The 26,191-nt window shown below is 71.8% G+C and carries 27 protein-coding genes and 1 riboswitch; of the genes, 14 read left to right on the top strand and 13 right to left on the bottom strand.

Translation table 11 applies throughout. The features are described 5' to 3' along the window. Positions 1-11: 11 nt before the first annotated feature. Positions 12-602: a flavin reductase family protein gene (locus ACP4J0_RS01990; RefSeq protein ID WP_426596836.1), complete on the bottom strand. Its 591-nt coding sequence runs from the start codon at positions 600-602 to the stop codon at positions 12-14. 325 nt (positions 603-927) lie between these two features. Between ACP4J0_RS01990 and cdgB the strand changes: the two genes are divergently transcribed. Next, positions 928-2,592 (top strand): diguanylate cyclase CdgB, encoded by a 1,665-nt coding sequence (gene cdgB, locus ACP4J0_RS01985; RefSeq protein WP_426596835.1) that lies wholly within the window; start codon positions 928-930, stop codon positions 2,590-2,592. Between the two features lie 118 nt (positions 2,593-2,710). Beyond that, a complete protein-coding gene (locus ACP4J0_RS01980) occupies positions 2,711-3,691 on the top strand; it encodes a carbohydrate-binding protein (RefSeq protein WP_426596834.1) in 981 nt (326 codons plus the stop codon). Positions 3,692-3,716: 25 nt separating this feature from the next. Here the strand turns inward: ACP4J0_RS01980 and ACP4J0_RS01975 are convergent, their stop codons facing one another. The 3 genes from ACP4J0_RS01975 to ACP4J0_RS01965 form a co-directional block, all read right to left on the bottom strand. Next, positions 3,717-4,649: a 1-phosphofructokinase family hexose kinase gene (locus ACP4J0_RS01975; RefSeq protein ID WP_426596917.1), complete on the bottom strand. Its 933-nt coding sequence runs from the start codon at positions 4,647-4,649 to the stop codon at positions 3,717-3,719. Between the two features lie 198 nt (positions 4,650-4,847). After that, positions 4,848-5,993, bottom strand: coding sequence for an N-acetylglucosamine-6-phosphate deacetylase (gene nagA / locus ACP4J0_RS01970; RefSeq protein WP_426596833.1), 1,146 nt, complete (start codon positions 5,991-5,993; stop codon positions 4,848-4,850). Then, the gene (locus tag ACP4J0_RS01965; RefSeq protein ID WP_426596916.1) at positions 5,993-7,045 is read right to left on the bottom strand and encodes an ROK family protein; all 1,053 of its coding nucleotides are present in this window, start codon (positions 7,043-7,045) and stop codon (positions 5,993-5,995) included. The genes nagA and ACP4J0_RS01965 overlap by 1 nt, the downstream gene beginning before the upstream one ends. A 233-nt stretch (positions 7,046-7,278) precedes the next feature. Here ACP4J0_RS01965 and ACP4J0_RS01960 point away from each other — a divergent pair, with 233 nt between their 5' ends. The 3 genes from ACP4J0_RS01960 to otsB all read left to right on the top strand — a co-directional run bounded on the left by ACP4J0_RS01960 (position 7,279) and on the right by otsB (position 9,934). Further along, the gene (locus ACP4J0_RS01960; protein WP_426596915.1) at positions 7,279-8,496 is read left to right on the top strand and encodes an ABC transporter substrate-binding protein; all 1,218 of its coding nucleotides are present in this window, start codon (positions 7,279-7,281) and stop codon (positions 8,494-8,496) included. A 90-nt stretch (positions 8,497-8,586) separates the two neighbouring features. Then, positions 8,587-8,811, top strand: a complete 225-nt coding sequence (locus ACP4J0_RS01955; RefSeq protein WP_426520588.1) for a DUF3263 domain-containing protein — start codon at positions 8,587-8,589, stop codon at positions 8,809-8,811. A 256-nt stretch (positions 8,812-9,067) separates the two neighbouring features. After that, the gene (otsB, locus tag ACP4J0_RS01950; RefSeq protein ID WP_426596832.1) at positions 9,068-9,934 is read left to right on the top strand and encodes a trehalose-phosphatase; all 867 of its coding nucleotides are present in this window, start codon (positions 9,068-9,070) and stop codon (positions 9,932-9,934) included. A gap of 123 nt (positions 9,935-10,057) precedes the next feature. Here the strand turns inward: otsB and ACP4J0_RS01945 are convergent, their stop codons facing one another. Further along, positions 10,058-11,461, bottom strand: coding sequence for an alpha,alpha-trehalose-phosphate synthase (UDP-forming) (locus ACP4J0_RS01945; RefSeq protein WP_426596831.1), 1,404 nt, complete (start codon positions 11,459-11,461; stop codon positions 10,058-10,060). Positions 11,462-11,605: 144 nt separating this feature from the next. On the opposite strand from ACP4J0_RS01945, the gene ACP4J0_RS01940 reads away from it, so the two are divergent. Further along, positions 11,606-12,298 (top strand): hypothetical protein, encoded by a 693-nt coding sequence (locus ACP4J0_RS01940; protein WP_426596830.1) that lies wholly within the window; start codon positions 11,606-11,608, stop codon positions 12,296-12,298. 77 nt (positions 12,299-12,375) lie between these two features. Here the strand turns inward: ACP4J0_RS01940 and ACP4J0_RS01935 are convergent, their stop codons facing one another. Further along, on the bottom strand, positions 12,376-13,320 hold the full coding sequence (locus tag ACP4J0_RS01935; protein WP_426596829.1) for a glucosyl-3-phosphoglycerate synthase: 945 nt from the start codon (positions 13,318-13,320) through the stop codon (positions 12,376-12,378). A gap of 171 nt (positions 13,321-13,491) precedes the next feature. Further along, positions 13,492-13,639, top strand: a riboswitch (SAM riboswitch). A 17-nt stretch (positions 13,640-13,656) separates the two neighbouring features. Between ACP4J0_RS01935 and thrC the strand changes: the two genes are divergently transcribed. The 5 genes from thrC (at position 13,657) to ACP4J0_RS01910 (ending at position 19,316) form a co-directional block, all read left to right on the top strand. Continuing rightward, a complete protein-coding gene (gene thrC, locus ACP4J0_RS01930) occupies positions 13,657-14,961 on the top strand; it encodes a threonine synthase (RefSeq protein WP_426596828.1) in 1,305 nt (434 codons plus the stop codon). Next, positions 14,958-15,233, top strand: a complete 276-nt coding sequence (locus ACP4J0_RS01925; RefSeq protein WP_426596827.1) for a MoaD/ThiS family protein — start codon at positions 14,958-14,960, stop codon at positions 15,231-15,233. Before thrC ends, ACP4J0_RS01925 begins: the two co-directional genes overlap by 4 nt. Positions 15,234-15,639: 406 nt before the next feature. Continuing rightward, a complete protein-coding gene (locus tag ACP4J0_RS01920; protein WP_004929928.1) occupies positions 15,640-15,843 on the top strand; it encodes a cold-shock protein in 204 nt (67 codons plus the stop codon). A gap of 370 nt (positions 15,844-16,213) precedes the next feature. After that, complete coding sequence (groL, locus tag ACP4J0_RS01915; protein WP_356359560.1) at positions 16,214-17,839, top strand: chaperonin GroEL; 1,626 nt, start codon at positions 16,214-16,216, stop codon at positions 17,837-17,839. Positions 17,840-18,185: 346 nt separating this feature from the next. After that, positions 18,186-19,316 carry an NADH:flavin oxidoreductase gene (locus ACP4J0_RS01910; RefSeq protein WP_426596826.1) on the top strand — a complete coding sequence of 377 codons (1,131 nt, stop codon included), beginning with the start codon at positions 18,186-18,188 and terminating at the stop codon, positions 19,314-19,316. A 73-nt stretch (positions 19,317-19,389) separates the two neighbouring features. Here ACP4J0_RS01910 and ACP4J0_RS01905 read toward each other — a convergent pair whose 3' ends face one another. From ACP4J0_RS01905 to ACP4J0_RS01885, 5 genes are all read right to left on the bottom strand, one after another. Then, positions 19,390-20,310 carry a hypothetical protein gene (locus ACP4J0_RS01905; RefSeq protein ID WP_426596825.1) on the bottom strand — a complete coding sequence of 307 codons (921 nt, stop codon included), beginning with the start codon at positions 20,308-20,310 and terminating at the stop codon, positions 19,390-19,392. Then, positions 20,307-20,840, bottom strand: a complete 534-nt coding sequence (locus tag ACP4J0_RS01900) for a SigE family RNA polymerase sigma factor (protein WP_426596824.1) — start codon at positions 20,838-20,840, stop codon at positions 20,307-20,309. Before ACP4J0_RS01900 ends, ACP4J0_RS01905 begins: the two co-directional genes overlap by 4 nt. A 91-nt stretch (positions 20,841-20,931) precedes the next feature. Next, a complete protein-coding gene (locus ACP4J0_RS01895; protein WP_426596823.1) occupies positions 20,932-21,621 on the bottom strand; it encodes a hypothetical protein in 690 nt (229 codons plus the stop codon). Positions 21,622-21,828: 207 nt separating this feature from the next. Next, positions 21,829-22,104 (bottom strand): DUF397 domain-containing protein, encoded by a 276-nt coding sequence (locus tag ACP4J0_RS01890; protein ID WP_426596822.1) that lies wholly within the window; start codon positions 22,102-22,104, stop codon positions 21,829-21,831. Continuing rightward, entirely contained in the window at positions 22,088-22,927 is an 840-nt protein-coding gene (locus ACP4J0_RS01885) for a helix-turn-helix domain-containing protein (RefSeq protein WP_426596821.1), read from the bottom strand. The genes ACP4J0_RS01890 and ACP4J0_RS01885 overlap by 17 nt, the downstream gene beginning before the upstream one ends. A gap of 117 nt (positions 22,928-23,044) precedes the next feature. Here ACP4J0_RS01885 and ACP4J0_RS01880 point away from each other — a divergent pair, with 117 nt between their 5' ends. Beyond that, positions 23,045-23,434, top strand: a complete 390-nt coding sequence (locus ACP4J0_RS01880) for a hypothetical protein (protein ID WP_426596820.1) — start codon at positions 23,045-23,047, stop codon at positions 23,432-23,434. 20 nt (positions 23,435-23,454) lie between these two features. Here the strand turns inward: ACP4J0_RS01880 and ACP4J0_RS01875 are convergent, their stop codons facing one another. After that, a complete protein-coding gene (locus ACP4J0_RS01875) occupies positions 23,455-24,063 on the bottom strand; it encodes a TetR/AcrR family transcriptional regulator (RefSeq protein WP_426596819.1) in 609 nt (202 codons plus the stop codon). A 96-nt stretch (positions 24,064-24,159) separates the two neighbouring features. On the opposite strand from ACP4J0_RS01875, the gene ACP4J0_RS01870 reads away from it, so the two are divergent. Next, positions 24,160-24,909 carry an SDR family NAD(P)-dependent oxidoreductase gene (locus ACP4J0_RS01870; RefSeq protein WP_426596818.1) on the top strand — a complete coding sequence of 250 codons (750 nt, stop codon included), beginning with the start codon at positions 24,160-24,162 and terminating at the stop codon, positions 24,907-24,909. A 12-nt stretch (positions 24,910-24,921) separates the two neighbouring features. Here the strand turns inward: ACP4J0_RS01870 and ACP4J0_RS01865 are convergent, their stop codons facing one another. Beyond that, positions 24,922-25,506 (bottom strand): TetR/AcrR family transcriptional regulator, encoded by a 585-nt coding sequence (locus tag ACP4J0_RS01865; protein WP_426596817.1) that lies wholly within the window; start codon positions 25,504-25,506, stop codon positions 24,922-24,924. Positions 25,507-25,588: 82 nt separating this feature from the next. Between ACP4J0_RS01865 and ACP4J0_RS01860 the strand changes: the two genes are divergently transcribed. Continuing rightward, complete coding sequence (locus ACP4J0_RS01860; protein ID WP_426596816.1) at positions 25,589-26,182, top strand: dihydrofolate reductase family protein; 594 nt, start codon at positions 25,589-25,591, stop codon at positions 26,180-26,182. Positions 26,183-26,191: the final 9 nt, after the last annotated feature.

The following is a 26,191-nucleotide window of genomic DNA, read 5'->3' as shown; positions in this document are numbered from 1 at the left end:
CCGATTACGGCTCAGCCCAGCTGCCGGTACCGCCCCTTGAAGTACGCCAGCGGTCCTCCGTCGGGGCTCGGCAGACCGGCGGTCAGCACGCGGCCGATCACCAGGGTGTGGTCCCCGGCCGGCACCCGCTGCTCGGTGCGGCACTCCAGGGTCGCCAGCGCCCCGCCCACCAGGAGGGCCCCGGACTGCTCGCCCCGCAGGCAGGGGAGGTCCGCGAAGAGGAGCCGGTCGCTGACGCGGCCCTTCATCGCGAAGCGGCCCGCGACGTGCCGCTGGCTCTCGGACAGGACGGAGACCGCCCACAGGGGCTGCTCGGCGAGCAGGTCGTCCATGCGGGAGCCCTCGCGCAGGCTGACCAGGACCAGCGGCGGGTCCAGGGACACGGACATGAACGCCGTGGCCGTCATCCCGACGTCCTCGCCGCGCGGGGCCTGCGGGTCGTCGGGGTCGAGCGGCGGCTCCTGCGCGGTCACCAGGACCACGCCCGAGGCCAGCCGGGACATGGCGGCACGGAACTCCTCGTTGCTCACCCCCTCAGCATGCCCGGGGGCGGGCGACGGCAACGGGAACGCGGGGGGCGTGAGGGACGGAGAGTTCGGCACGCCGTCACGCTAATCGCCGGGCCGCCGGCCCCGCATCGGCCCCTGGACCGAACCGGGGCCCGAACCGGGACCTAGGACCACAGAACGAGCTGTGCGCATACCTACAAACTTTGCGTTCGGTAAACGCACCGGGAAACCGCAGAAACACCACTCAATTGTTCATCTTTCGCTGTGACTTGAGTCACAAGGAGCGGTAATTGTTGACCCTGTGTACCGAGTGGGCAGCGCGCTGTGATTCAGTGGCGGGGAACCTGCAAGGGCACCATCAGTAAAGGCGCCGAAGAGAACCCTTGATGCACTGCGAGGTCTCGGGGGGAGGGCGAGCATGGAGACCGAGTCGGAGCCCTACGTCCGTCTTGCGTCCCTGCGTCAGCTGCACCAGGCCATGGCCGACATGAACACGGCCCGCAGTCTGGCCGACACCCTGCAGACCGTCGCCGACGGCGTCGTCCACGCCCTCGGGTACGAACTGGCGTGCGTCAACCTGGTCCGCCCCGACGGCGACCTCGTCGTGGCGGCCTTCGCGGGGAACCAGGCCGCCGAGGCACTGATCACCGGCCGGGTCGGCTCGCGCGACTCCTGGGACCGCCGCCTGGCCATGGGCGAGCAGTGGGGCGACCTGATCTTCATACCCCACACCGAGGGCTGGATCCTCGACGACGACGACGTCCCCCAGTGGTACACCGACGGGCCCGCGCCCCGCTTCGAGGACGAGTGGCACCCCTCGGACCGGCTCTTCGCCCCGATGTACGCGCCCGGCCCGCAGGGCGGCGGCAACAGCGGCGAGCTGGTCGGCGTCCTGTCCGTGGACCGGCCGCGCAACGGCCGCCGCCCCGGCGCCTGGGGCCGCGAGGCCCTGCAGATGTACGCGTTCCAGGCCGCCATCGCGATCAGCAACGCCCGGCTCCGCTCCAACATGCAGCGCGCCCTGGTCCGCCTGGAACGCGACCAGCAGGCGCTCAGGGCCAGTGAGGAAAGCTTCCGCCAGGCCTTCGAGTACGCCCCCTCCGGCATGGCCATCGCCGAGATGGGCGGCGACCAGCACGGCCGCATCCTGCGCACCAACGACGCCCTGTGCCGCCTGCTCGGCCGCCCCGCCTCCGCGATGCGCCGCTACGCCTTCTCCGACCTCGTCCACCCCGAGGACATCGGCACCCTGCTGCGCACCTCCGCCGAGGGCGGCCGCGCCGAGCTGCGCCTGGGCCGCCGCGACGGCACCTACGTGTGGGTCTCCCTGCGCAACAGCGTCGTCGCCGACGCCGCCGACGGGCCGCGTTTCCTGCTCAGCCACGTCGAGGACATAGAGGAGCGCAAGCGCCGCGAGCTCCAGCTCGCCCACCGCGCCTCCCACGACTCCCTCACCGGCCTGCCGAACTCCGCCGAGCTGCGCTCCCGTCTCGCCGCCCGGCTGTGCCGGCGCCCGCAGTCGTCCCACGCGGGCGTCGTGGACGCCATGGACGCCGCCTACGGGGACTCCGCCGTGTTCGACTCCGGCGGCCACACCTTCGACTTCGGGGCGGCCGCCGAGCCGTACGGCGCCTACGACCACCACGTGCACGCCGTCGCCCCCGAGGACGGCCGGGACGACGGCACCAAGGGCCTCGCGGTCCTCTTCTGCGACCTGGACGGCTTCAAGTCGATCAACGACCGGTTCGGGCACAACGCCGGCGACGCCGTGCTCATCGAGGTCGCCCGCCGGCTCAGCGACGGCGTGCGCGACGGCGACACGGTGGCCCGGCTCGGCGGTGACGAGTTCGTGATCCTCGCCAACGGGCTCGGCCAGGCCGACGCCCAGGACCTCGCCGTACGCCTGCGCAACGAGATCATCCAGCCGATCCGGGCCGAGGGACGGGCCGTCCGCGTGGGCGCCAGCTTCGGCATCGGGTGGGCCCACTGCGGCATGACGGCGGACGAAGTGCTGAAGTCCGCCGACGAACGGATGTACGTCGAGAAACGATCTCGTCCCAAACAGCACCGCCGAGCCGGATGATCACCAGGTCAGCGCGTTGATGCGGTATGAGTCACCCGTTCGGGTCAGTGGGAGCGGGTAGGCTCGCTGTCTCACACCCGTACCGCACACGCACCGCATCTGGTTAGGAGACCTAGGGATGACGCCCGGCAACAACGGCGCGAGCACGCCCGAGGACGACGACCCCTTCGGCTACCTCTACGCCGACGGGCAGGCCAACGGAGCCCAGCCGCCGTCCGGTGGCTACGGCTACCCGAACTCCGTCAACCGGGTGCGTCCCGTCGGCACACGGCAGTACGGGGCACCGCAGGGCCAGGCCGGGCCGGCCGGCGCCTACGGCCAGGCCGCCCCGCAGCAGCAGGGCGCCTACGGCCAGCCGCAGGGCCACGGCAGGCCCAACGCGCACTACGCCGCGCCGGAGACCTTCCCCGGCGGCGGTGCTCCCAACGCCCCGCAGCACTCCGGGCACGGCGGGGGCGGCGGACGGCGCGGCCCCAACACCAAGGGCCTGCTGATCGGCGCGGTCGCGGTGGTCGCCGCGGTGGTCGTCGGTATCGCCGTGGCCATGGCCAGCAGCGGCTCGGACGACGAGAAGGGCGGCAACGAGGCCGCGGGCGACCCCACCCCGACCCAGTCCCAGACCACCGACCCGAGCCCTTCGGCCAGCAAGGGTGCCGAGGAAGAGGCGGAGCTCCCGGCGGTCGACGCGAAGGCGCTGCGGCTGTCGCCCGGCGTGGCCACCGCCTCGGAGATCGAGGGCGCCCGGTCGGACGGCGGCGTCTATGTGGCCAACCTCAACCAGCCCGGTGCCTCGGTCACCTGGACCGTGGACGGCATCCCCGAGGACGGCCTCTACACCCTGTTCACCGGGTACAGCGCGGCCGGCGAGGACCAGTCGATGACCTTGACGGTCAACGGCAAGGAGTTCGGCAGCAAGCTGAACATGGGCAACTTCACCGGCGCCAAGGACGGCGACTTCGCCAAGGGCTGGACCACCACCTACGCCTGGCCCACCCTGAACAAGGGCACCAACACCATCTCGCTCTCCTGCGCCGACGGCGACAAGTGCAACGTGCTGCTGGACCAGTTCTCCCTGAAGAAGGGCCAGGTCAAGGAGTAGGGGTAGGGCGCCGCGGGCCGGGGCGTCACGCCGCGTCGGCCTCCGCCGTCACCGCGACCCCGCGTCCGAGCAGGTCCTCGTACGCCGCCCGGTCGAACTCGCCCGCCACCGGTGCCAGCACCGTCGCCGTGGACAGGGCGACCGCGCGGGCCAGGCGGTCCGGCCAGGGCAGGTTCTCGACCAGGCCGGAGAGCAGTCCCGCCACCGCCGAGTCGCCCGCTCCCGTCGGATTGCCGTGCACGTGGGCGGGCGGGGCGGCGCGCCAGCGGCCCTCCGGGGTCACCGCGAGCAGCCCCTCGGCGCCCAGTGAGGCGACCACCGAGCGGGCACCGCGGCGCCGGGCGTCCTGCGTGGCCCGCAGCGGTTCGTGCGAGCCGGTCAGCTCGGCCAGCTCCTCGGCGTTCGGTTTGATCAGGTCCGGGCGGGCGGCGAGCCCCCGGCGCAGCGGCTCCCCGCCGGTGTCCAGCAGCACCGGCACGCCCGCGGCGCGCGCCGTGCGCACCAGCCCGGCGTAGGCGCCCACCGGAACGCCCGGCGGCAGGCTCCCGCACAGGGCCACCGCGCAGGCACCGGCGAGCAGGTCCTCGTAGACGTCCTGGAAGGCGTTCCACTCGGCGGGTGCGACGGCCGGTCCGGGCTCGTTGAGCTGGGTGGTGTCGCCGGTGCGCTCGTCCACGACGGCGACGGTGCGCCGGGTCGCCCCCGCGACCGGCACGAGCGCGTCGGTCACCCCGGGCACGCCGGTGAGCCCCTCGCGCACGGTGTCACCGGTGACGCCGCCCGCGAAGCCGGTGACCGTCACCTCGTGCCCGAGGGCCGCCAGCACCCGGGCCACGTTCAGCCCCTTGCCGCCGGGCCGCTCCGTCACCTCGGTGACCCGGTGGGAGGCGTGGGGCCTGAGGCGCGGGACACGGTAGGTGATGTCGAGAGCGGTGTTCAGCGTGACGGTGAGGATCACCCGTGTCGCCCGTGTCGCCCGTGTCGCCCGTGTCGCCTGCGTCACCTGTGCCGACCTCCCCCGATCGCCTGGCAGCCGCCCGCGCAGGGGCGGCCTTCCGTGGACACGATCATGCCAAAAGGGCGGCGGTCGGCCCACCCCCCGGTCCACCCCCGGCCCGGCCACCGCGGCCGGCCCGGGAGCGGACCCGGGGACGGATCAGCCCAGTCGGGGATCGACCACCCATTCGCCCCGGCGCATGACGCCCACCAGGTCGAACGCGGCGTCCAGGACCACCAGGTCGGCGTCCTTGCCGGGCTCCAGGGAGCCGATCCGGTCGTCCAGGCCCAGCAGCCGGGCCGGGTTGGCGGAGATCGCCGCGACGACGGCCTCCACGGCCAGCCCGTCCACCGTCACCGCCCGCTTGAAGGCGCGGTCCAGGGTGAGCGTCGAGCCCGCGATCGAGCCGCCCTCCACCAGCCGGGCCACGCCGTCCGCGACCTCGACCTCCATCGGACCGAGCAGGTAGCGGCCGTCGCCGAAGCCGGCCGCGTCCATCGCGTCGGTGATGAAGGCGACCCGGGCGGCGCCCGCGTGGTGGAACGCGAGCTGGAGCGCGGCCGGGTGCAGATGGGTGCCGTCGTTGATCAGCTCGACGGTGACCCGCTCGTCCTCCAGCAGTGCCGTGATCGGGCCGGGGGCGCGGTGGCCGAGCGGCGGCATCGCGTTGAAGAGATGCGTGGCGACCGTCGCGCCCGCGTCGATCGCCTGGAGCGTCTGCTCGTACGTCGCGTCCGTGTGCCCGATGGCAGCGATCACACCGTGCTCCGCGAGCAGCCGTACGGAGTCCAGACCGCCCGGCAGCTCGGTGGCGAGCGTCAGCATCTTCGCGTGGCCGTGCGCGGCGTCGACGAGCTTGCGGACCTCGGCCGGATCGGGGTCGCGCAGCAGCTGCTCGTCGTGCGCGCCCTTGCGGCACGGGGAGATGAACGGCCCCTCGAAGTGGATGCCGGCGACGTCGCCCTGCTGGGCCAGCTCGGCGAGCAGCCCGGCCTGCCGGGCCAGGAAGTCCAGGTCGCCGGTGACGGCGGAGGCGACCACCGTGGTGGTGCCGTGCAGGCGGTGGGTCTCGACGCCCTTGAGGACGTCCTCGGCGGTGCCGCCGGTGAAGGAGGCGCCGCCGCCCCCGTGGTTGTGGATGTCGACGAAGCCGGGGACCACCCAGTGGCCCGACAGGTCGAGGACCTCGGCCTGAGGGGGCGCCGTGTCCGCGATCCGCGTGCCGTCGACGATCACGCGGCCGTCGTCCACGGTCCCGGTGGGCAGTACCACCCGGGCACCGGCGAGAACCTTGCTTGGGGCCATCAGGTGGTTACCTCCGGGGGAGTCACGGTCGTGGAAGCGGAAGAAGTGGTGCTGAGCGGTTCCGTGCCGAGCGGTTCGGTGCCGGTCCCATCGGTGCTCCGATCGGTGCCGGTGCCGGTGCCGGTGCCGATCGGGCCGGTGCCGGTGCTGGTTGGGCCGGTGCCGGTGCGGCCGGCGTCGAGCAGGTCCCAGGCCATGAGCCCGGCACCCAGGCAGCCGGCGGTGTCCCCCAGCGCCGCGGGGACGATCTCCGGAAGCTTCTGGAAGGTGACCCGCCGCCGGACGGCGTCCCGCAGCGGTGTGAACAAGGTTTCCCCCGCCTCGGCGAGGCCGCCACCGATGATCAGGACGCGCGGGTCCAGCAGAGTGAGCGCGGTGACCAGTCCGTCGGCGAGCGTGTCCACCGCGTCCTGCCACACGGCGGCGGCCCGCGCGTCCCCCGACGCCACGGCCCGGGCGCAGCCGGCGGCGTCCGCGTCCGGGTCGCCGCAGGCCTCGGCCCACGCCTGGCCGACCGCCGACGCGGACGCGAACCGCTCCAGGCAGCCGCGCTGCCCGCACGGGCACGGCGTCCCGCCGGGACGTACGACGATGTGGCCGATCTCGCCCGCGAAGCCGTGGGCGCCCGACTCCACCCGGCCGTCGATGCCGATGGCGCCCGCGATGCCGGTGCCCAGCGGCACGAACAGGAACCGGTCGGCCCCCTGACCGGCCCCGACCCGCCCTTCGGCGAGCCCGCCGGTGCGCACGTCGTGGCCGAGGGCGACCGGGACGGAGCCGAGCCGGTCGCCGAGCAGCGCCCGCAGGGGGACGTCGCGCCAGCCGAGGTTGGCCGCGTACACGGCGGTGCCGTTGGCCTCGTCGATGATGCCGGGGACGGCCACGCCGGCGGCGCGGGCGGGCTCGCCGAACCGGTCGGCGCCGTAGGCGCGCAGTTCGGCGGCGAAGTCCAGGATGCCCGCGACGACCGCGTCGGGCCCGCGGTCGCGGCCGGTGGCCCGGCGTGCCTGATGCAGCAGCTCGCCCCCCGGCCCGGCCAGGGCGGCCTTCATCCCGGTGCCGCCCACGTCGAGGGCGATGACATGTCTCACGGGGGACAGTGTGGCCCGTTGACCCGGGAGAGGTCTAGTCCACTGCCGTGGTGTAGACCTTAATCCGTTAAACGAACAAGCGAACTAGCGAACGCGTAAGCAAAGCAGCGAACGACACAAGTCGTCGGCAGGGTTGGGGAATCAGGGTGCAGCGGCGTAGGACAGGAACGATCGCGGTGGTGTCCGCACTGGGCATGGCAGCGGTCCTCGGCGGCTGCGGGCTCACCGGAGACTCCGGCGAGGTGACGCTGAAGCTGGTGGCCGCCGACTACGGCGACAGCAAGGCCAACAGCTCGCAGAACTACTGGGACGAGCTGGCCAAGGCCTACGAGGCCAAGCACCCCGACGTGCACGTGGACGTCACCGTGTACTCCTGGAACGACGTGGACCGCGAGGTCCGCGAGATGGTCGAGGCCGGCAAGGCCCCCGACATGGCGCAGATCGGCGCCTACTCCGACTACGCGGACAAGGACCTGCTCTACCGGGCCGACGACCTGCTCTCCATCCCGGTCCAGGCCAACTACGTCTCGCAGCTCGCCGGCGCCGGCCAGGTCAACGGGGTGCAGTACGGCCTGCCCTTCGCGGCCTCCACCCGCGTGCTCTTCTACAACAAGACCCTCTTCGACAAGGCCGGCGTCACCCCGCCCAAGTCCTGGGACGACCTCGCGAAAGCGGCCGAGGAGCTCAAGAAGGAGGGCGTGAAGTTCCCGTACGCCCTGCCGCTGGGCCCCGAGGAGGCGCCGGCCGAGACGGTGCAGTGGCTGCTCAGCGGCGGGGGCGGCTACACCGACGACGTCGGCACCTACTCCATCGACTCGCCGCAGAACGTCACCACCTTCACCTGGCTCAAGGAAGAACTGGTCGGCAAGGGCCTCACCGGCCCGGTCGCCCCCGGCAAGCTCAACCGGGCCGACGCCTTCGCCGCCTTCGCGAACGGCGACGTCGGCATGCTCAACGGACACCCCACGCTGATGAAGACGGCGTCCGGCAAGGGCGTGAAGTACGGCATGGTGCCGACCCCCGGCATCGACGGCGCCAGCAGGAACACGCTCGGTGTCACCGACTGGATGACCGCCTTCAAGAAGAACGGCCACCAGGAGGAGATCGGCGACTTCCTCGACTTCGTCTACAGCGACGAGAACGTCCTCACCTTCTCCCGCCAGTACGACCTGCTGCCGGTGACCACCTCCGCGTCCCAGGTCATGAGCACCGCGGCGGAGGACAAGGACCTCCAGCCCTTCCTGAACGAGCTGCTGCTCTCCGAGCTCTACCCGGTCGGCAAGACCTCCTGGGCCTCGGTCAGCGCGGACATCAAGAAGCGCATCGGCCAGGCGGTCGCCCCCGGCGGCAGCACCGAGCAGGTGCTCGACCAGATCCAGGCGACGGCGATGCGGGCGGGCAGCGCGGAGTAGGGAGCGGCGGAGCAACGGAGCGGCTGAGCAACGGGCAGCGGGGCAGGAGCGCGGGGGCCGCTGTCGGTGGCGGACGTTACGGTGCCGTACATGGACCTGGGACAGAGGGAGCGGAACATCCTCGCGCTGGAACGCCGCGGTTTCCCCGGCCCCGGCGCGAAGGAGCGCGCCATCCGCGAGGAACTGGGCCTGGCCCCCGTCCGCTACTACCAGCTCCTCAACGCCCTCCTGGACGACCCCCGCGCCCTGGCGGCCGACCCGGTGACGGTCAACCGGCTGCGCCGGATACGGGAGGCACGGCGCTCGGAGCGGTGACGGCGACCGGACCGGACGGTACCGGACGGACCGGAGGGCAAGGCTCCGCCCGGTACGCCTGCCTCCGGCTCCTCCGGCTCCTCCGGCTCCTCCAGGCGTCGTCCCGGCACCGTGCCGCGATGGCGGGCCGGCCGCCGACCTTCGCCGGGCCGTCGACCTTCGCCGGGCCGTCGGCGTCCGCCGGGCCGTCGGCGTCCGCCGGACTGTCGCCGTACGAGCCATGCGTGCCCCCGCGCCGACGGGATAGGTTCGCGGTATGGGCAGCCACCAGGACTCCACCCGTGACGACTCCCCGGACCACCTGCCGACGCCCGCGACGGAGGCCGGACGCGAAGGGCTCGACGCCCTTCTCGCCCGTCCCGGCCGCGCGGTGGTCGCGTTCGACTTCGACGGCACGCTCGCCCCGATCGTCGCCGACCCCGACCGGGCCCGCGCCCACCCGGACGCCGTACCGGCGCTCGCGACCCTCGCCCCGAAGGTCGCCGCCGTCGCGGTGATCACCGGCCGCCCCGCCGAGGTCGCCGTCCACCACGGAGGCTTCGCGGGCGTCCCCGGCCTCGACCACCTCGTCGTCCTCGGCCACTACGGCGCCGAACGCTGGGACGCCGCCACCGGCACCCTCACCGCCCCCGACCCGCACCCCGGCGTCGCCGCCGTCCGCGCGGAACTGCCCGGCCTGCTGGAGCGGTCCGGCGCGGGGGAGGGCACCTGGGTCGAGGAGAAGGGCCACGCGGTCGCCGTCCACACCCGCCGCGCCCCCGACCCCCGGGCCGCCTTCGACGCCCTGCGCGCCCCCCTCACCGACCTGGCCGCCCGCCACGGCCTGATCGTCGAGCCGGGCCGCATGGTCCTGGAACTGCGCCCACCCGGCATGGACAAGGGCGCCGCCCTGCGGGCGTACGTCCGGGAGCTCGACACGGGCGCCGTCCTCTACGCCGGCGACGACCTGGGCGACCTCCCCGCCTTCGCGGCGGTCGACGCCCTCCGCGCGGAGGGCACCCCCGGCCTCCTGGTGTGCAGCGGCAGCGACGAGGTCCCGGACCTGCGCGCACGGGCGGACGTGGTGGTCGACGGCCCGACGGGAGTGGTGGCACTCGTCCGCGCCCTGGCGGACGCCACCTGACCGCGGGCGGTCGTGCCGCCCGGGGTGGGCGCGGCGGCACCCGGCAGGGTCCCGGCCTCGCGCCCCGCCCCACCCCCGGCGCCGGTCATCCGCCCCAGCCCGCCCGGCGCCGGTCTCCGGCCGTCAGGACCTCAGAGCCTCCAACTGCTCCAGGAACCACCGCGCCGGAGGCAGCGCCGTACCCGCCGCGGCCAGCCGCTTCGACCGCTCCGCCCGCTCCCCGGGCCCCACCGACAACGCCTCGTGCAGCGCCTGGGCCGTCCCCGACACGTCGTACGGATTCACCACCACCGCGTCCTCACCCAGCTCCTCGTACGCCCCCGCCTCCCGCGACAGCACCAGCACGCACCCCTCGTCGGAGACGACCGGCACCTCCTTCGCGACGAGGTTCATGCCGTCCCGGACGGGGTTGACCAGCGCCACGTCCGCCAGCCGGTACGCCGCCAGCGACCGCGCGAAGTCGTCCTCCACGTGCAGCACGACCGGCGTCCACCCCGCCGTCCCGAACTCCGCGTTGACCGAGTCCGCCACCCGCCGCACCTCGGCGGTGTAGTCCCGGTACACGGCGAGGTCCTGCCGCGACGGATACGCGAACGCGACGTGCACGACCCGCTCCCGCCACTGAGGCCGGCCCGCCAGCAGCTCCCGGTACGCCAGCAGCCCCCGCACGATGTTCTTCGACAGCTCGGTCCGGTCCACCCGCACGATCGTCTTCCGCGCGGTCCCGTCCGGGCCCTCCCCGATCTCCGCCCGCAGCGCCGCCATCCGCTCGTCCACGTCGGCCTCGTGCGAGCGCTGCCGCAGGAACTCCGCGTCCGCCCCGAGCCCGTGCACGCCGGTCTCCGTGCCGCCGGTCCCGCCCACCAGGGCGTCGCAGCACGCGGTGAACGCGTCGGCCCAGCGCCGGGTGAGGAACCCGAGCCGGTCGGCGCCGAGCATGCCGCGCAGCACCTGCTCGGCGATGTCGTCCGGCAGCAGCCGGAAGTAGTCGACCGGCGCCCACGGCGTGTGCGAGAAGTGGCCGATGCGCAGGTCCGGCCGGAGCTCGCGCAGCATCCCGGGCACCAGCGTCAGGTGGTAGTCCTGCACGATCGCGACCGCGCCCTCGGCGGCCTCCTCGGCCAGCGCCTCGGCGAAGGCCCGGTTGTACGCCTCGTAGGAGGCCCACTGCCGCCGGAACTCCGCGTCGAAGACCGGCTCCAGGGGCGTCTGGTAGAGCATGTGGTGCACGAACCACAGCACGCTGTTGGCGATCCCGTTGTACGCGTCCGCGTGCACGTCGGCCGGTACGTCCAGCATCCGTACGCCGTCCTCGCCGACCCCGCGCCGCACCGCCTCGCGGTCGCCGTCGCCGAGCGCGGAGCACACCCACAGCGCCCCCGCGTCCGGCCCGATGGCCGACAGCCCGGAGACCAGCCCGCCACCGCCGCGCTTGGCGTGCAGCGAACCGTCCTCCCCTACCTCGTACGAGACGGGCCCCCGGTTGGAGGCGACCAGCACCTGAGCAGCACCGAAGCTTGAAGCCATACGCCTCAACCTAGCCCGGCCCCGGGGGCCTCAAACGTGGCCGGATGCCCCCTCGGCATCGATCGCGTCACGCACCTTGTGAGGTTGGTGTGAAAAGAACAAGGATGTGCGGTGCACATTTCAACTTTCTGGGGGGTGGGCCGCATGCCCATACGCAAGCGCGGATTCGCGCGCGCCGCGGCGCTGGTCGGGGCCTGCGCACTGGCGCTGACCGGCTGCGGCGACGAGGGCGCCGGCGACGAGACGGACGCACGGCCCGCGACGGCCGCCGCGACCCCGGACAGCAGCCCCACACCCGAGGCGTCCCCCAGCACCGCCTCCCCGACCCCGGCACCCACCCCCGCCACGCTGCCGGACTTCACCGGCCGCAGCGTCGGGGCGGCCGTCATCTCCGCCAAGAAGGCGGACATCGCCTACACCGTCCGGCTCCAGGGCACCGGAGGGCAGGCCTCCTCCTGGGGCACCGGCGAGAAGGTCTGCGAGCAGACCAGCGGCCCCGACGGCGTGATCTTCACCGTCCCCCGCGACGGCCGGGACTGCGCCGGGCGTTCGCTGCGCCCGAAGCCGACTCCCGCCCCCGAATCGGCGAAGCCGAAGGACACCGGCACGGGCGGCACCGCCACCGGCGGCAGCACGGGCGGCGGCAGCGGCGGTGGTACCGGCGGTGGTACCGGCGCCTGCGAACTCACCAGCCCCGCGGGCAACTGCTATGCCGACGGCCAGTTCTGCGCCAAGAAGCACCGCGGCCTGAGCACCCACGGACGCGGCGGCGAGTACCTGACCTGCGCACGTGACTCCGGCGGCACCTGGCGCTGGTCGGACGGCGTTTCCGGCTGACGCGGCCCCGGGACCGGGACCGGGAGGCAGGCCACCCCGTACCGGGGGCCGAGGACCAAGGACCGCGGCCCGGCGAGTCAGGCCACCCGCCGGGCCGCGTACTCCGCGATCTCCGTCATCGGCGGCCGCTCCTCCGTGTCCACGGAGTACGTGCGCGGCTCGAAGCCGTCGGCGCCGCGTTCGAACTGGGTGAGGGACGGCCGGACCAGGTGGCCGCGGGCCAGCCGGAGCTGGGCGGTGCGGTAGATCGCGGCGGACATGCGGCCCAGCGCCTGGCCGTCCTGGTGCCGGTGCCTGCGCACGCCGACGTCGACCTGCGCGAGGGCGTCCAGGCCCACCAGGTGCAGGGCGTCGACCAGCATGCCCAGCTCGACCCCGTAGCCGACGGGGAAGGGAAGCTGTTCGAGGAGGGAGCGGCGGGCCGCGTACTCGCCGCCGAGCGGCTGCACGAAACCGGCCAGCCGCGGCCAGTGCATGTTGAGCAGCGGGCGGGCCATCAGTTCCGTGACCCGGCCGCCCTGACCGGCCGCGGTGCCCAGCGGGCGGTCGTACATGGCCTTGACGAGGTGCACGTCCGGGTCGGTGAGCAGCGGCCCCACGATCCCGGAGACGAAGTCGGCGGAGAACTCGCGCAGGTCGGCGTCGACGAAGCAGACGATGTCACCGCCGGTGACCAGCAGTGAGCGCCACAGGACCTCGCCCTTGCCGGGTACGGCCGGGAGACGGGGGAGTATCGCGTCGCGGTGCACGACGCGCGCGCCCGCCGCCGCGGCCACCTCCGACGTGCGGTCGCTCGACCCGGAGTCCACGACCACGATCTCGTCGACGAGCGGGACGCGCCCCATCAGGTCCCGGCGGATCACCGTGACGATGTCGCCGACCGTCGCCTCCTCGTCGAGGGCGGGGAGCACCACGCTGACCGACTGGCCCGTGGCGTGCTTGGCGGTCAGGAGCTGCTGGACCGGCCGGTCCGCCAGGGACCAGGAGCGTGTGCTCAGCCAGCGCTCGACTTCTTCCAGCACGTCCGGTGGCTCCTTCGTGATCCGTTGTGATCCATCTCGCGGTGCGGACGACTGTCTCAACCGCCCTGGCCTTCGGTTACAGTCTTGAACAACGCGAAGGCCCACCGCATGCCGGGGGGCCCGCGCGGCACCACCGCGCAACAACCGCACCACCGCACAACAACCGAATACCGCTCATCCAGAGGGGCAGAGGGATACGGCCCGTTGAAGCCCCGGCAACCCTCCAGTCGGTTCTTGTCACGCAGACGTGGCGAGGCTCCCGACTAGGGAAGGTGCCAAATCCGTCTCACGGCGAGATGCGTCGTGAGGAAGATGAGGAGAAAGGGCCTCGCCTCCATGGCTGTGCAGACCGCCGAAAGCACCACCACCCCCGCCGCTGCCGTTCCCGCCGGATCCGTCGATCTGGGCCCCGCCGACGCCCTCTCCTGCCGCGAGTGCGGCCACCGCGTGCCGCTCGGCCCGGTCTTCGCCTGCGAGGAGTGTTTCGGCCCGCTGGAGATCGCCTACGACTTCTCGGCCTACGACACCGAGGAACTGCGCAAGCGGATCGAGGCGGGCCCCGCCAACATCTGGCGCTACGCCCCGCTGCTGCCCGTCCCCGCCGATGTGGCGACCAAGCCGAACATCAACCCGGGCTGGACCAAGCTGGTCAAGGCCGACAACCTGGCCCGCGAGCTGGGCGTCACCGGCGGCCTGTACGTCAAGGACGACTCCGGCAACCCGACGCACTCCTTCAAGGACCGCGTCGTCGCCCAGGCCATCGAGGCCGCCCGCGCCTTCGGCTTCACCACGCTCTCCTGCTCCTCCACCGGCAACCTCGCGGGTGCCGTCGGCGCCGCCGCGGCCCGCGCCGGCTTCCGCTCCTGCGTGTTCATCCCGCACGACCTGGAGCAGGGCAAGGTCGTCATGGCCGCCGTCTACGGCGGTGAGCTCGTCGGCATCGAGGGCAACTACGACGACGTGAACCGCTTCTGCTCCGAGCTGATCGGCGACCCGGCCGGCGAGGGCTGGGGCTTCGTCAACGTCAACCTGCGCCCGTACTACGCGGAGGGCTCCAAGACGCTGGCGTACGAGATCTGCGAGCAGCTCGGCTGGCGGCTGCCCGACCAGATCGTCGTCCCCATCGCGTCCGGCTCCCAGCTCACGAAGATCGACAAGGGTCTCCAGGAGCTGATCAGGCTCGGGCTGGTCGAGGACAGGCCCTACAAGATCTTCGGCGCCCAGGCCGAGGGCTGCTCGCCGGTGTCCACCGCGTACAAGGCCGGCCACGACGTCGTACGCCCGCAGAAGCCGGACACCATCGCCAAGTCGCTGGCCATCGGCAACCCGGCCGACGGGCCCTACGTCCTCGACATCGCCCGCCGCACCGGCGGCGCCGTGGAGGACGTGACCGACGAGCAGGTCGTCGACGCCATCAAGCTGCTCGCGCGCACCGAGGGGATCTTCGCGGAGACGGCGGGCGGGGTGACGGTCGGCGTCACCAGGAAGCTGATCGAGAACGGCGTCCTGGACCCGTCGCTCACCACCGTCGTCCTCAACACCGGCGACGGCCTGAAGACCCTCGACGCGGTGGCCGGCACCGGCCTCACCGCCACCATCCGCCCGAACCTGGACTCCTTCCGAGAGGCTGGCCTCGCATGAGCGTGACCGTTCGCATCCCGACCATCCTGCGCACCTACACCGGCGGCAAGGCGGAGGTCAGCGCCGAGGGCGCGAACCTCGGTGAGGTCATCGCCGACCTGGAGAAGAACCACACCGGCATCGCCGCCCGCGTCCTGGACGACCAGGGCAAGCTGCGCCGGTTCGTCAACGTCTACGTCAACGACGACGACGTCCGTTTCGAGCAGGGTCTGGAGACCGCCACCCCCGACGGCGCGGGCGTCTCCATCATTCCCGCGGTCGCCGGCGGCTGATACGCGTCGTAGTGCGAACTGCCCTCTCCGTAAGAGAAGCGGAGGGGGCAATTCCATGTGATTGAGCGCGGTAGAGTTGGGGAACGCGCTCCCGATCACAAGATCGGGAACTCTTCATTTCTGCCGCACGCCCGACAAGATGTAGCCAAAGTGTGGGCGTCTTTCGCGGCTTTTGTTCCCTTTGCCTGCCCCGACTTGCCCCGTAATCAGGCGAATTCTCGCCACATTCCGGACCGGGTGCGTCCAGATTTCTCGTCCAATTGACCTGTTGCAGAGGGCAGTTGGACAGATACATTCAGCCGCGGTCGACGCGTTCCGGCGCACGCCCCCAGTCGTGGGGGGTGAGGTCTGACCCGGGTCCGCGAAGTGCGGATCTGTGCAAGGGCCAGTAATAGGGGAGTTAGGCATGGCTCAGGGCACCGTCAAGTGGTTCAACGCGGAGAAGGGGTACGGCTTCATCGCGGTCGACGGTGGTGCGGATGTTTTCGTCCACTACAGCGCGATTCAGATGGACGGCTACCGCACCCTCGAAGAAGGCCAGCGGGTCGAGTTCGAGATCTCGCAGGGTCAGAAGGGCCCGCAGGCCGACATGGTTCGCCTCAGCGCCTGAGACGCGCGGCCACCGCAGCATTTGGCCTTCATCCGAAGGGCCCGTACCCCCCGGGGTACGGGCCCTTCGGCCTGCCCCGGATCCGCTCAGGACCTGGCCCGGACCTGGCCCGGCGTCTCCCCGGACCCGCCCGGATCCTTGTTCGCGGTCGGCCGAGACCGGGTGTCGATCCCCGAGAGGCGCTTGCACTCGACAGGGGCGAGTGCTAATCATTGCGTTAGCACTCTGAAGGTGAGAGTGACAACGAAGGACCGGGTCGGTGAGGCCCGCAGGCCGGGTGGGGAAGGAACCACACGGCACGCGAGCCGTCCGTCGCGGGCGCGGGCGCGGTCCGAAGGAATCACCCCCAGTCCTGGAGGGACCACTTCACATGGCCAAGATCATCGCGTTCGACGAGGAGGCGCGGCGCGGCCTCGAGCGCGGCATGAACCAGCTCGCGGACGCCGTCAAGGTGACGCTCGGCCCCAAGGGCCGCAACGTCGTCCTCGAGAAGAAGTGGGGCGCCCCCACGATCACCAACGATGGTGTGTCCATCGCCAAGGAGATCGAGCTCGAGGACCCGTACGAGAAGATCGGCGCCGAGCTGGTCAAGGAAGTCGCCAAGAAGACGGACGACGTCGCCGGTGACGGTACGACCACCGCGACCGTTCTCGCCCAGGCCCTGGTCAAGGAAGGCCTGCGCAACGTCGCGGCCGGCGCCAACCCGATGGCCCTGAAGCGCGGCATCGAGAAGGCCGTCGAGGCCGTCTCCGCCGCCCTGCTGGAGCAGGCGAAGGACGTCGAGACCAAGGAGCAGATCGCCTCCACGGCCTCCATCTCCGCCGCCGACACCCAGATCGGCGAGCTCATCGCCGAGGCCATGGACAAGGTCGGCAAGGAAGGCGTCATCACCGTCGAGGAGTCCCAGACCTTCGGTCTGGAGCTCGAGCTCACCGAGGGTATGCGCTTCGACAAGGGCTACATCTCGGCGTACTTCGCCACCGACATGGAGCGTATGGAGGCGTCGCTCGACGACCCGTACATCCTGATCGCCAACTCCAAGATCGGCAACGTCAAGGACCTGCTGCCGCTCCTGGAGAAGGTCATGCAGTCGGGCAAGCCGCTGCTGATCATCGCCGAGGACGTCGAGGGCGAGGCCCTGTCGACCCTGGTCGTCAACAAGATCCGCGGCACCTTCAAGTCCGTCGCCGTCAAGGCCCCGGGCTTCGGCGACCGCCGCAAGGCCATGCTCGGCGACATCGCCATCCTCACGGGCGGCGAGGTCATCTCCGAGGAGGTCGGCCTCAAGCTCGAGAACGCCACGCTCGACCTGCTGGGCAGCGCGCGCAAGGTCGTCATCACCAAGGACGAGACCACGATCGTGGACGGCGCCGGCTCCGCCGACCAGGTCCAGGGCCGGGTCAACCAGATCCGCGCCGAGATCGAGAACAGCGACTCGGACTACGACCGCGAGAAGCTCCAGGAGCGCCTGGCGAAGCTGGCCGGCGGCGTGGCCGTCATCAAGGCCGGTGCCGCCACCGAGGTCGAGCTCAAGGAGCGCAAGCACCGCATCGAGGACGCCGTTCGCAACGCGAAGGCGGCCGTCGAGGAGGGCATCGTCGCCGGTGGTGGCGTGGCCCTGCTCCAGGCCTCCCAGGTCTTCGAGAAGCTGGAGCTCTCGGGTGACGAGGCGACCGGCGCCAACGCCGTGAAGCTCGCCCTGGAGGCCCCGCTGAAGCAGATCGCCGTCAACGGTGGTCTCGAGGGCGGCGTCGTCGTGGAGAAGGTCCGCAACCTGACCGTCGGCCACGGCCTGAACGCCGCGACCGGCGAGTACGTCGACATGATCGCCGAGGGCATCATCGACCCGGCGAAGGTGACCCGCTCTGCCCTGCAGAACGCCGCCTCCATCGCCGCGCTGTTCCTCACCACCGAGGCCGTCATCGCCGACAAGCCGGAGAAGGCCGCCGCGGCCGGTGCTCCGGGCGGCATGCCGGGCGGTGACATGGACTTCTGATCGGCCTCTGGTCGATCGACCGTCCTACGGTTCCGAGGGCGGCACTCCCCGACAGGGGGTGCCGCCCTCGGGCGTGTCACCGGCCTTTCCCGCAGGTCCTGGTCATCGGCGCGCAGGGGATCGTCATGGCGCCGCTCCCGGTCGCCGGGCGCCGGCCCGCAGCCTCGCCGGACCGCGACCGCGACTGCGACCGCGAATGCGACCGCGACTGCGGTTGGGAGTGCGGCTGTGACCTGCGCCACTGATGGCGGGGGGTCGGAATGAGCGGGACGGGCGGGCCCGTTGTTGTCACCGGCAGGTGCATGCGCATGCACATACCGACCGGTACCTCCAGAGGAGCCCCCACGTGACCGTCACCGCCTCCGACGCCGCCTCGCGCGCCGCTCAGATCCTCGCCCGTCCGACGGCCATCAACGGCCTGACCGTGCCCAACCGCATCGCGATGGCCCCGATGACCCGGATGTTCTCGCCGGGCGGCGTCCCCGGCGAGGACGTGCTCTCGTACTACTCCCGCCGCGCCGCCGCCGGTGTCGGTCTGATCGTCACCGAGGGTACCTACGTCGGCCACGAGTCGGCCGGGCTGAGCGACCGCGTGCCGCGTTTCCACGGCGAGGAGCAGCTGGCCGGCTGGGCGAAGGTCGCCGACGCGGTGCACGCGGCAGGCGGCACGATCGTGCCGCAGCTGTGGCACATCGGCATGGTCCGCAAGCAGGGCGAGCAGCCCTTCCCCGACGCCCCCGCCGTCGGCCCCTCCGGCCTGCGGATCGGCGAGGACGAGGTCACCGGCAAGGCAATGACCCAGCGCGACGTGGACGACGTCATCGGCGCCTTCGCCGAGGCCGCGGCCGACGCCGAGCGCATCGGCTTCGACGGCGTGGAGATCCACGGCGCGCACGGCTACCTCGTCGACCAGTTCCTGTGGGCGGGCACCAACCGCCGCACCGACGCCTACGGCGGCGACCCGGTCTCCCGCACCCGTTTCGCCACCGAGATCGTGGCCGCCGTACGCGAGAAGGTCTCGCCCGACTTCCCGGTGATCTTCCGCTACTCGCAGTGGAAGCAGGACGCCTACGACGCCCGCCTCGCCGAGACCCCCGAGGAACTGGAGGCCATCCTCACCCCGCTCGCCTCGGCCGGCGTCGACGCCTTCCACGCCTCCACGCGCCGCTACTGGCAGCCCGAGTTCGACGACTCCGACCTCAACCTCGCCGGCTGGACCAAGAAGCTCACCGGCAAGACCGTCATCACGGTCGGCTCGGTCGGCCTGGAGGGCGAGTTCACCGACTCCTTCCAGGGCGCGGGCGCGGCGCTCGGCAGCCTCGACAACCTCCTGGACCGGTTCGAGCGCGACGAGTTCGACATGGTCGCCATCGGCCGCGCGCTGCTCCAGGACCCGCAGTGGGCCCGTAAGGTGCTGGCCGGCCGCTTCGACGAACTGGCGCCGTTCGACGCGGAGTCGCTGAAGACCCTCAGCTGACCCGGCCCGCCCTGGCCTGATCCGGTCGCGCACCGCGGCGTTACCCGTGGTGCGCAGCCGTCAGCCGACGGCTTCAGTCCCAGTACGTCTCGTGGGTCAGCCGGTCGCCCTGTCCGTCGAAGGTGTCGACGGACGCGATGGTCTCCCCGTCGGCGACGGGCAGGGCGAAAGCGCGGTATGAGGTCCCCGGCAGCGTCACGACCTCGGCGGTACGGACCGTACCGCCGTCGAGAGTCAACCGGGCCGTGGCCGTACCCGGAGCGGGGTTGCCGACGAAGATCCGGATCCCGGACGTGCCCTTGCCGGACAGACCGTGCAGCCCGGCGCCTTCGACGAAGTCGTCCCGGCCGTCCACGACGGCGCAGCCCGCCCACGGTCCCGCCTGGTGATCGACCTGGACCCCGCCGATGAACACCCGCTGACAGAGCAGCGAGAGGCCCTCCGGCCGGGAACCGCCACCGAAGCCGGAGCCCCCGTCGGAGCCCCCGTCGGCGTCGCGGTCGGCCTCGTCGCCGGTGCCGGCGTCAGCGGAGGGATGGCCGACCGGTGCGTCCGGGTAGAACGTCAGCGTCACCGACCACTCCTCGCCGTCGATGCTGCCGGAGCGGACCACCCGGCTGCGTTCTCCGGCCTCCAGCGCGTCGGGAACCGGTGAGCCGGAGGGGGGCGAGGCCGCGATGCGCGGGCCGGCGTCCTGCGGCGGGCCGGACAGAAGCGGCAGGACGACGGCTGCCGTGACCGCGGCCACCAGTACCCCGGCCGCCGCGTTCACGGTGGTGCGGCGCGACCTCCGGGCACGGGCACCGTCCAGGATGGCCTGCACAGGTGCTGGTCCGGGCGTCTTCCGCCCGGCCGCCCGGGCCAGCGCATGCCGCACATCCTGTGCGGAATCGGCAGCGTGCGGTGGGCCGAGCCGGTCCGGCACGGAGGCGTCCGAACCGCCCGAGGCACCCGAGGCATCCGGTCGCCCGCCGGGTGTGCGGGAGGCGGTCATGCGGCACCTCCGAGATCCGCGCGGTCGTGCGATGTCAGCGCGGGGTGCGCCCGCAGCTTGGCGAGAGCGCGGGAAGCCTGGCTCTTGACCGTGCCGGGCGTGCACCCGAGGGTCCGTGCCACCTCGTCCTCCCCGAGGTCCTCCCAATAACGGAGGACGACCACAGCACGTTGCCGTTCGGGCAGTTCGGCCAGGGCCTCCATCAGCACGTTGCGCTCCTCCAGACGTTCGGCCTCGCCGGACCGCTGCGGACGGTCCGGAAGCAGAGGGGTGAGCAGGTGGACGACCCGTCTGCGGCGGTGGCGGCTGCGGTTGTTGTTCACCAGCGCGCGCCGTACATAGGCGCCGGCGTCCTCCCGCCGCACCCGGTCCCACCGCGCGTACACCTTGATCAGGGTCGTTTGCACCAGATCTTCCGCCTCGTGGAAATCCCCGGTCAGCATGTAGGCGGTCCTGACCAGGCGGCTCCAGTAGGCCGAGGCGAACGCCGTGAAATCGTCTTCGGCGGTGAGGGCCGGTCCGATGTGCACGAAGGGTCTGTCCCTGCGGGTGTGTGGGCGGGCAGGAGGTACGGTCCGGTCCCCGGGTGCGGGCGGCACCCGGGGACCGGGGGCCGGCGGGTCAGTCCCAGTACGTCTCGTGGGTCAGCCGGTTTCCCCGTCGGTCGAAGGTGTCGACGGACGCGATGGTCTCCCCGTCGGCGATGGGCAGGGCGAAAGCGCGGTACGAGGTCCCCGGCAGCGTCACGACCTCGGCGGTACGGACCGTACCGCCGTCGAGAGTCAACCGGGCCGTGGCCGTACCCGGAGCGGGGTTGCCGACGAAGATCCGGGTCCCGTACGTGCCCTTGCCGGTCAGGCCGTGCAGCCCGGCGCCTTCGACGAAGTCGTCCCGGCCGTCCACGACGGTGCAGCCCGCCCACGGTCCCGCCTGGTGATCGACCTGGACCCCGCCGATGAACACCCGCTGGCAGAGCAGCGAGGGATCCACGGGCCGGGAGCCACCGAAGCCGGAGGTCCGGTCTTCGGAGGGGAAGCCCTCCGGAATCTCCGGATAGAACTGCAGGGTCACCGACCACTCCTTGCCGTCGATGATCCCGGAGCCGGCGGAACGGGTCACGCTCCGCTGTTCCCCGTCCTGCGTGTGGCGAGTCGGGTGCTGCTCCCCCTGCACGGCTGACTGCGTCCGCAGCTCCTTGCCGGACGCGTCACCGGACCAGCCGTCGGCCGCCCAGGCACCGGCTACCGGTGTACTGACCACGATGGCGACCGCGCCGACGGCGACCGCGAGCTTCTTGATGCTGCTGGACACGTTGCTCCTACGGGAAGTGGGGTCGATGGACCGGAGGGCGCCTCTCCATCCACTCCTACTCCCGTTGCCGGCCCGGAGGTTGCACGCGGCGCCAGATCTCCGCGTACGCGTGTGGGCGATCGCGTGTTCCGGCTCTGGCGGGGGGGGTCTCGCGGTGTCCCAGGGTGGGGCCGGGCAGTCTCCGGGCGTGCCTTTCAGATGGCCCGCCTAGAAGTGCTCGTCGACGAGTGCCGGCCGCCTGAGACTCCCGACGAACGCCGCCCAGGCGTCGGCCCGGAACAGGAGTTCCGGGCCGTGGGGGTTCTTGGAGTCGCGGACCGGGACGGCGGCCGTGCTGTCGAGCGCGACTTCGAGGCAGTTGTCGCCGCTGCCGCCGCTGTAGGTCGACTTGCGCCAGCGGGCGACCTCCAGGCAGTTGCCGCCGCTGCCCCCGCTGTAACTGGACTTGTACCAGTCCAGCTGGTGCTCAGGAATGGTCCTCATGTGCGTAATCCTGCGCCATCGCCTCGACCATAGCCAGGGAGTTCTCCGGTGACAGCGAACAGGCTGACAGGAGGCTGTACGTGTGACGCTGGTACCGCACGACGGCGGGTTCGTCTTCCAGTCGCCCGGTGCCGACACCCTCGAAGTACACCAACGGTGGCGCATCCTCGAAGTCCATCAGTTTGATGGCGCCTTCCATCGACGCATGCGCTCCCGCATCGAACGGCAGTACCTGCATGATGATCCGACTCCTGCGGATCAGGTCGATGACGCGGTCGAGCGCCTCGGCCATCACCTCGCGGCCTCCGGTCACCCGCCGCAGCGCGGCTTCGTCCAGTACGACCCACAACTGAGGCACTGTTGGATCGGCGAGGAGACGGGTCCGTTCCATCCGGGCCGCCACCAGCTCCTCGATCACCTCGTTCGGTGCCGTGGGTTGGTACGCACGGCAAACCGCCCTTGCATACGCGGGCGTTTGCAGCAGGCCCGGGATCAGCAACGGCGCGTACTCCCTAATGGTCGTGGCCTGTGCTTCAGCTTCCGCCGCCTCCGCAAAATGTTCCGGATACTTCGACTTCGCCGAAGCCGCGCAGTTGCGCCGGAAGAAGTCCTCCGTCCCGAGGACGTTGTCCAGCAGCCGTGCGTACTCCGGCTGCATCCTCCGCGTACCGGACTCCAGTTGCCCGATGAACGAGCCGCTGACGAACAGCCGTCCGCCCAGGTCCTCCTGGCTCAGCCCGGCCTTCTCGCGGGCGTGGCGCAGTTCGGCGCCCAGCAGGGCGCGGGGGGACGACGACGGGTCGAGGTCTTTCGGTCCAGGCATGGCAGTGAAACTCCGGTCGCACAGGAGGGGTTGTTGGGGCGCCCTGTATGGCCAGGTTAGAGGCGGGGCAGACACGCTGTGTGCTGATTCGGAAACTCAGCGTGGAGGTGAGGAAGGGTGCGGTCGACCGAAGAAGTCGTCGAGTCCTTGCGGCAGGCCCTCGTGGGCGTCGGGGTCGTGCTGCCGTCCCTGTGTGTCGATCCGGTGACCGGCGCGAGCGACGAGCCGTTCGCCCTGGTGGACCTGGGGCGGTGCAACGTCCGGGTCGCCGAGCGGCTGGCGTCGGTGGTGCGGGGTGAGCGGCCGGCGGTCGGGACGCATGCCGTGGACGCGCGGGACGGGCGCGTGGGGGAGGTGGTGGGACACGCCGGCGGCGACGTGCGGTTGCGGCCGGTCGCCGGGGGCCGGGCGTGGGACTGCCCCCGGGCGTCGGTGGCGGTGGCGCAGCCGGAGGAGGTGCTGAGGGCACGGCTGAGCAGGACGAATCGTGAGAGTGTGCGGCCCTAGGAGGCGCTCCCGCGTTGCCGTCAGGCGGGTGGCCAGCCCCGCAGGGTCATGTCGGCCACCCGCTGGAGGTCTTCCCGGCCGGCGCCCCCGGCGGCCTGGACCGCGATGCCGTTGGCGACGGTCATGAGGTAGCGGGCGAGGTCCTCGGGGTCGGTGCCCAGGGGCAGGTCGCCGTCGTCGAGGGCCTGCCGGAACCGGTCGCGGAGGTGGGAGACGCCCTCGTTGCGCCAGGCGGCGAGCATGTCCCGGACGGGGAGCCCCGTGTCGCCGGCGGCGAGGGAGGCCTGGACTCCCAGGCACCCGGGCGGGCAGCCGGGGCGTGTGGAGGTCCGCACGGCGCCGGTCAGGAACGCGGTGGCCACCTCGCGAGCGGTCGGCTCCCGCAGGGCGCGGGCCACGTAGGCGGCGGGGCCCTCCGCGTAGCGTTCCAGGGCTTTGCGGAACAGGTCCTCCTTGTTGCCGAAGGCCGCGTACATGCTGGTGCGGGTGATGCCCATGGCGCTGGTCAGGTCGGTGAGGCTGGCGCCCTCGTAGCCCTGCTTCCAGAAGACCCGCATCGCCTGTTCGAGGGCCTCGTCGGCGTCGAAGCCCCTCGGGCGGCCGATCGGCCCCTTCTGTCGCGTCTCCATGCGCACCAGTCTACGCCTTCGGTACCGGTCGGTGCAGATGTGCTACGGTCGCTTTCAGTACCGATCGGTACTAAACCCTTGTGGAGGGCAGTCGTCATGGGACAGCTGGAAGGCAAGACCGCCGTCATCACCGGCGGCGGCACCGGAATCGGCTTCGCCACCGCGGTGCGGCTGGCGGCCGAGGGGGCGCACGTGTTCATCACCGGCCGGCGCAAGGCCGAACTGGACGCGGCCGTGGATGCCATTGGCCCGGCGAAGGTCACGGCGGTCGCCGGGGACGTCACGGACCTGGCCGACCTGGACCGGCTCTACGACGCGGTCCGTGCCCGGGGCCGGGGGCTGGACGTCGTCTTCGCCAACGCGGCGACTGCCTCACTCGCGCCGCTGGAGCAGATCACCGAGGAGCAGATCGACCAGACCTTCGGCGTCAACGTGCGGGGCACGATCTTCACCGTGCAGAAGGCGCTGCCGCTGCTCAACGACGGTGCGTCGGTGATACTGAACGCCTCCACCGCCGGTGACAACGGTACGGAGGCATTCAGTCTGTACGCCGCCTCCAAGGCCGCCGTCCGGTCCTTCGCGCGGGGCTGGGCCAACGAACTCAAGGGCCGCGGCATCCGGGTCAACGCCGTCTCTCCGGGCCCGGTCGACACCCCGGGCATCACGAACCTCTTCGGCGAGGAGAACGCGTCCGCCGTCCGGGCGAAGCTCGCCACGGACACCGCGATCGGGCGGATGGGGCGCCCCGAGGAGGTCGCCGCGGTGGTGGCCTTCCTCGCCTCCGGGCAGAGCAGCTTCGTCCTCGGGGCCAACTGGTACGTCGACGGCGGCGAGAACCAGATCTGACCTGGCGGGCCGTCAGTCCCGGTCCGGTGCCACGATGCGTTCGACCGCCGCCGCCACCAACTCGTCGCGCTCGGCCGGGGTGAAGACGTCCGGCAGGGTGAGCTGCTCGACGATCAGCCAGTTCAGGGCGAGGTAGAGGAGTTTGACGGCCATGGCGTCGCCGGGGAGGCCGGACGCCTCGTGGTAGGAGACGTTGGCGGCGACGTCGGCGCGGATGCGTTCGGTCAGGATCGCGCGCAGCTCCGGGCGCCGGGTGGCCTCCAGGCGGAGTTCCAGCAGGGCGAGGTAGCCGGTGCGGAACGAGGCGATGCGGTCGACGAGTTCGCGCATGAGCTGGACGTACGTGTCCCGGTCGCGGCCGGCTGACCGCTGGCGGGCGATCGTGGCCTCGTCGGGGTGGAGGCGCTCGTAGACGCGGGCGCCGGCCTGGGTGAGCAGGTCGTCGCGGTTGGCGAAGTAGTTGGACGCGGTGCCGCCCGGAACCGCGGCCTCCGTGTCCACCGCCCGGAAGGTCAGGCCCCGGGCTCCCTGCTCGGCCAGGACCTCGATGGCGGCGTCGACGAGGGCGGCGCGGCGCTGGTCGTTCCTTCTCACCATGAGTACAACCTCATTGACACCACTCCATGTGTAGTACTACGTTCAAACCACTTCGAACAGAGTACTACGTGAGGGGCTCTTCTTGCGCAAGCTCGTGTACTACGTCGCCGTCACCCTCGACGGCCGTATCGCCGGACCCGGCGGCGAGTTCGACTTCTTCCCGATCGGCGACGAACGGCAGGCCGCCGCCTACTCGGCCTGGACCAACCCGCTCTACCCCGAGACCGTGCCGACCGCCTACCGCGCCGCCGTCGGTCTCACGGACGTGCCCAACCGGAACTTCGACACCGTCCTGATGGGACTCGGCAGCTACCGCCCCGGTCTCGACGAGGGGTTCCCCAGCCCGTACGCGCACCTGCGCCAGTACGTGGTGTCGAGCACCCTGAAGCCCGACGAGGCAGACCCCGCCGTCACCGTCGTGCCGAGCGACCCGCTCGGGCTCGTCCGCGAGCTCAAGGCGGAGGACACCGGCCTGGACATCTGGCTGTGCGGCGGCGGAAAGCTCGCGGGTGCCCTGCTGCCCGAGATCGACGAACTGCTGATCAAGAGCTACCCGGTGATCGCCGGCGCCGGTGTCCCGCTGGTCGACGGCGTCTTCGACCCCACGCTGTTCGACGCCGCCGAGCGCACCGCCTTCACCAACGGCGTCACGCTCACCCGCTTCACCCGCCGGTAGGGGACACAT

It is taken from the genome of Streptomyces sp. WG7 (genome assembly GCF_049975785.1).
Taxonomy (GTDB): domain Bacteria; phylum Actinomycetota; class Actinomycetes; order Streptomycetales; family Streptomycetaceae; genus Streptomyces.
Note: the sequence above shows the minus strand (reverse complement) of the source record. Positions and strands in the feature narration are given on the sequence as shown.

What these genes read in the sequence shown, in the direction of transcription:
- ACP4J0_RS01870 (WP_426596818.1), top strand. Translation starts at nt 24,160, where the DNA reads ATGGGACAGCTGGAAGGCAAGACCGCCGTCATCACCGGCGGCGGCACC.
- ACP4J0_RS01945 (WP_426596831.1), bottom strand. Translation starts at nt 11,461, where the DNA reads ATGGCTTCAAGCTTCGGTGCTGCTCAGGTGCTGGTCGCCTCCAACCGG.
- ACP4J0_RS01925 (WP_426596827.1), top strand. Translation starts at nt 14,958, where the DNA reads ATGAGCGTGACCGTTCGCATCCCGACCATCCTGCGCACCTACACCGGC.
- ACP4J0_RS01920 (WP_004929928.1), top strand. Translation starts at nt 15,640, where the DNA reads ATGGCTCAGGGCACCGTCAAGTGGTTCAACGCGGAGAAGGGGTACGGC.
- ACP4J0_RS01875 (WP_426596819.1), bottom strand. Translation starts at nt 24,063, where the DNA reads ATGGAGACGCGACAGAAGGGGCCGATCGGCCGCCCGAGGGGCTTCGAC.
- groL (WP_356359560.1), top strand. Translation starts at nt 16,214, where the DNA reads ATGGCCAAGATCATCGCGTTCGACGAGGAGGCGCGGCGCGGCCTCGAG.
- ACP4J0_RS01955 (WP_426520588.1), top strand. Translation starts at nt 8,587, where the DNA reads ATGGACCTGGGACAGAGGGAGCGGAACATCCTCGCGCTGGAACGCCGC.
- ACP4J0_RS01890 (WP_426596822.1), bottom strand. Translation starts at nt 22,104, where the DNA reads ATGAGGACCATTCCTGAGCACCAGCTGGACTGGTACAAGTCCAGTTAC.
- ACP4J0_RS01965 (WP_426596916.1), bottom strand. Translation starts at nt 7,045, where the DNA reads ATGAAGGCCGCCCTGGCCGGGCCGGGGGGCGAGCTGCTGCATCAGGCA.
- ACP4J0_RS01865 (WP_426596817.1), bottom strand. Translation starts at nt 25,506, where the DNA reads ATGGTGAGAAGGAACGACCAGCGCCGCGCCGCCCTCGTCGACGCCGCC.
- ACP4J0_RS01905 (WP_426596825.1), bottom strand. Translation starts at nt 20,310, where the DNA reads ATGACCGCCTCCCGCACACCCGGCGGGCGACCGGATGCCTCGGGTGCC.
- otsB (WP_426596832.1), top strand. Translation starts at nt 9,068, where the DNA reads ATGGGCAGCCACCAGGACTCCACCCGTGACGACTCCCCGGACCACCTG.
- ACP4J0_RS01940 (WP_426596830.1), top strand. Translation starts at nt 11,606, where the DNA reads ATGCCCATACGCAAGCGCGGATTCGCGCGCGCCGCGGCGCTGGTCGGG.
- ACP4J0_RS01980 (WP_426596834.1), top strand. Translation starts at nt 2,711, where the DNA reads ATGACGCCCGGCAACAACGGCGCGAGCACGCCCGAGGACGACGACCCC.
- ACP4J0_RS01960 (WP_426596915.1), top strand. Translation starts at nt 7,279, where the DNA reads ATGGCAGCGGTCCTCGGCGGCTGCGGGCTCACCGGAGACTCCGGCGAG.
- thrC (WP_426596828.1), top strand. Translation starts at nt 13,657, where the DNA reads ATGGCTGTGCAGACCGCCGAAAGCACCACCACCCCCGCCGCTGCCGTT.
- ACP4J0_RS01885 (WP_426596821.1), bottom strand. Translation starts at nt 22,927, where the DNA reads ATGCCTGGACCGAAAGACCTCGACCCGTCGTCGTCCCCCCGCGCCCTG.
- cdgB (WP_426596835.1), top strand. Translation starts at nt 928, where the DNA reads ATGGAGACCGAGTCGGAGCCCTACGTCCGTCTTGCGTCCCTGCGTCAG.
- nagA (WP_426596833.1), bottom strand. Translation starts at nt 5,993, where the DNA reads ATGGCCCCAAGCAAGGTTCTCGCCGGTGCCCGGGTGGTACTGCCCACC.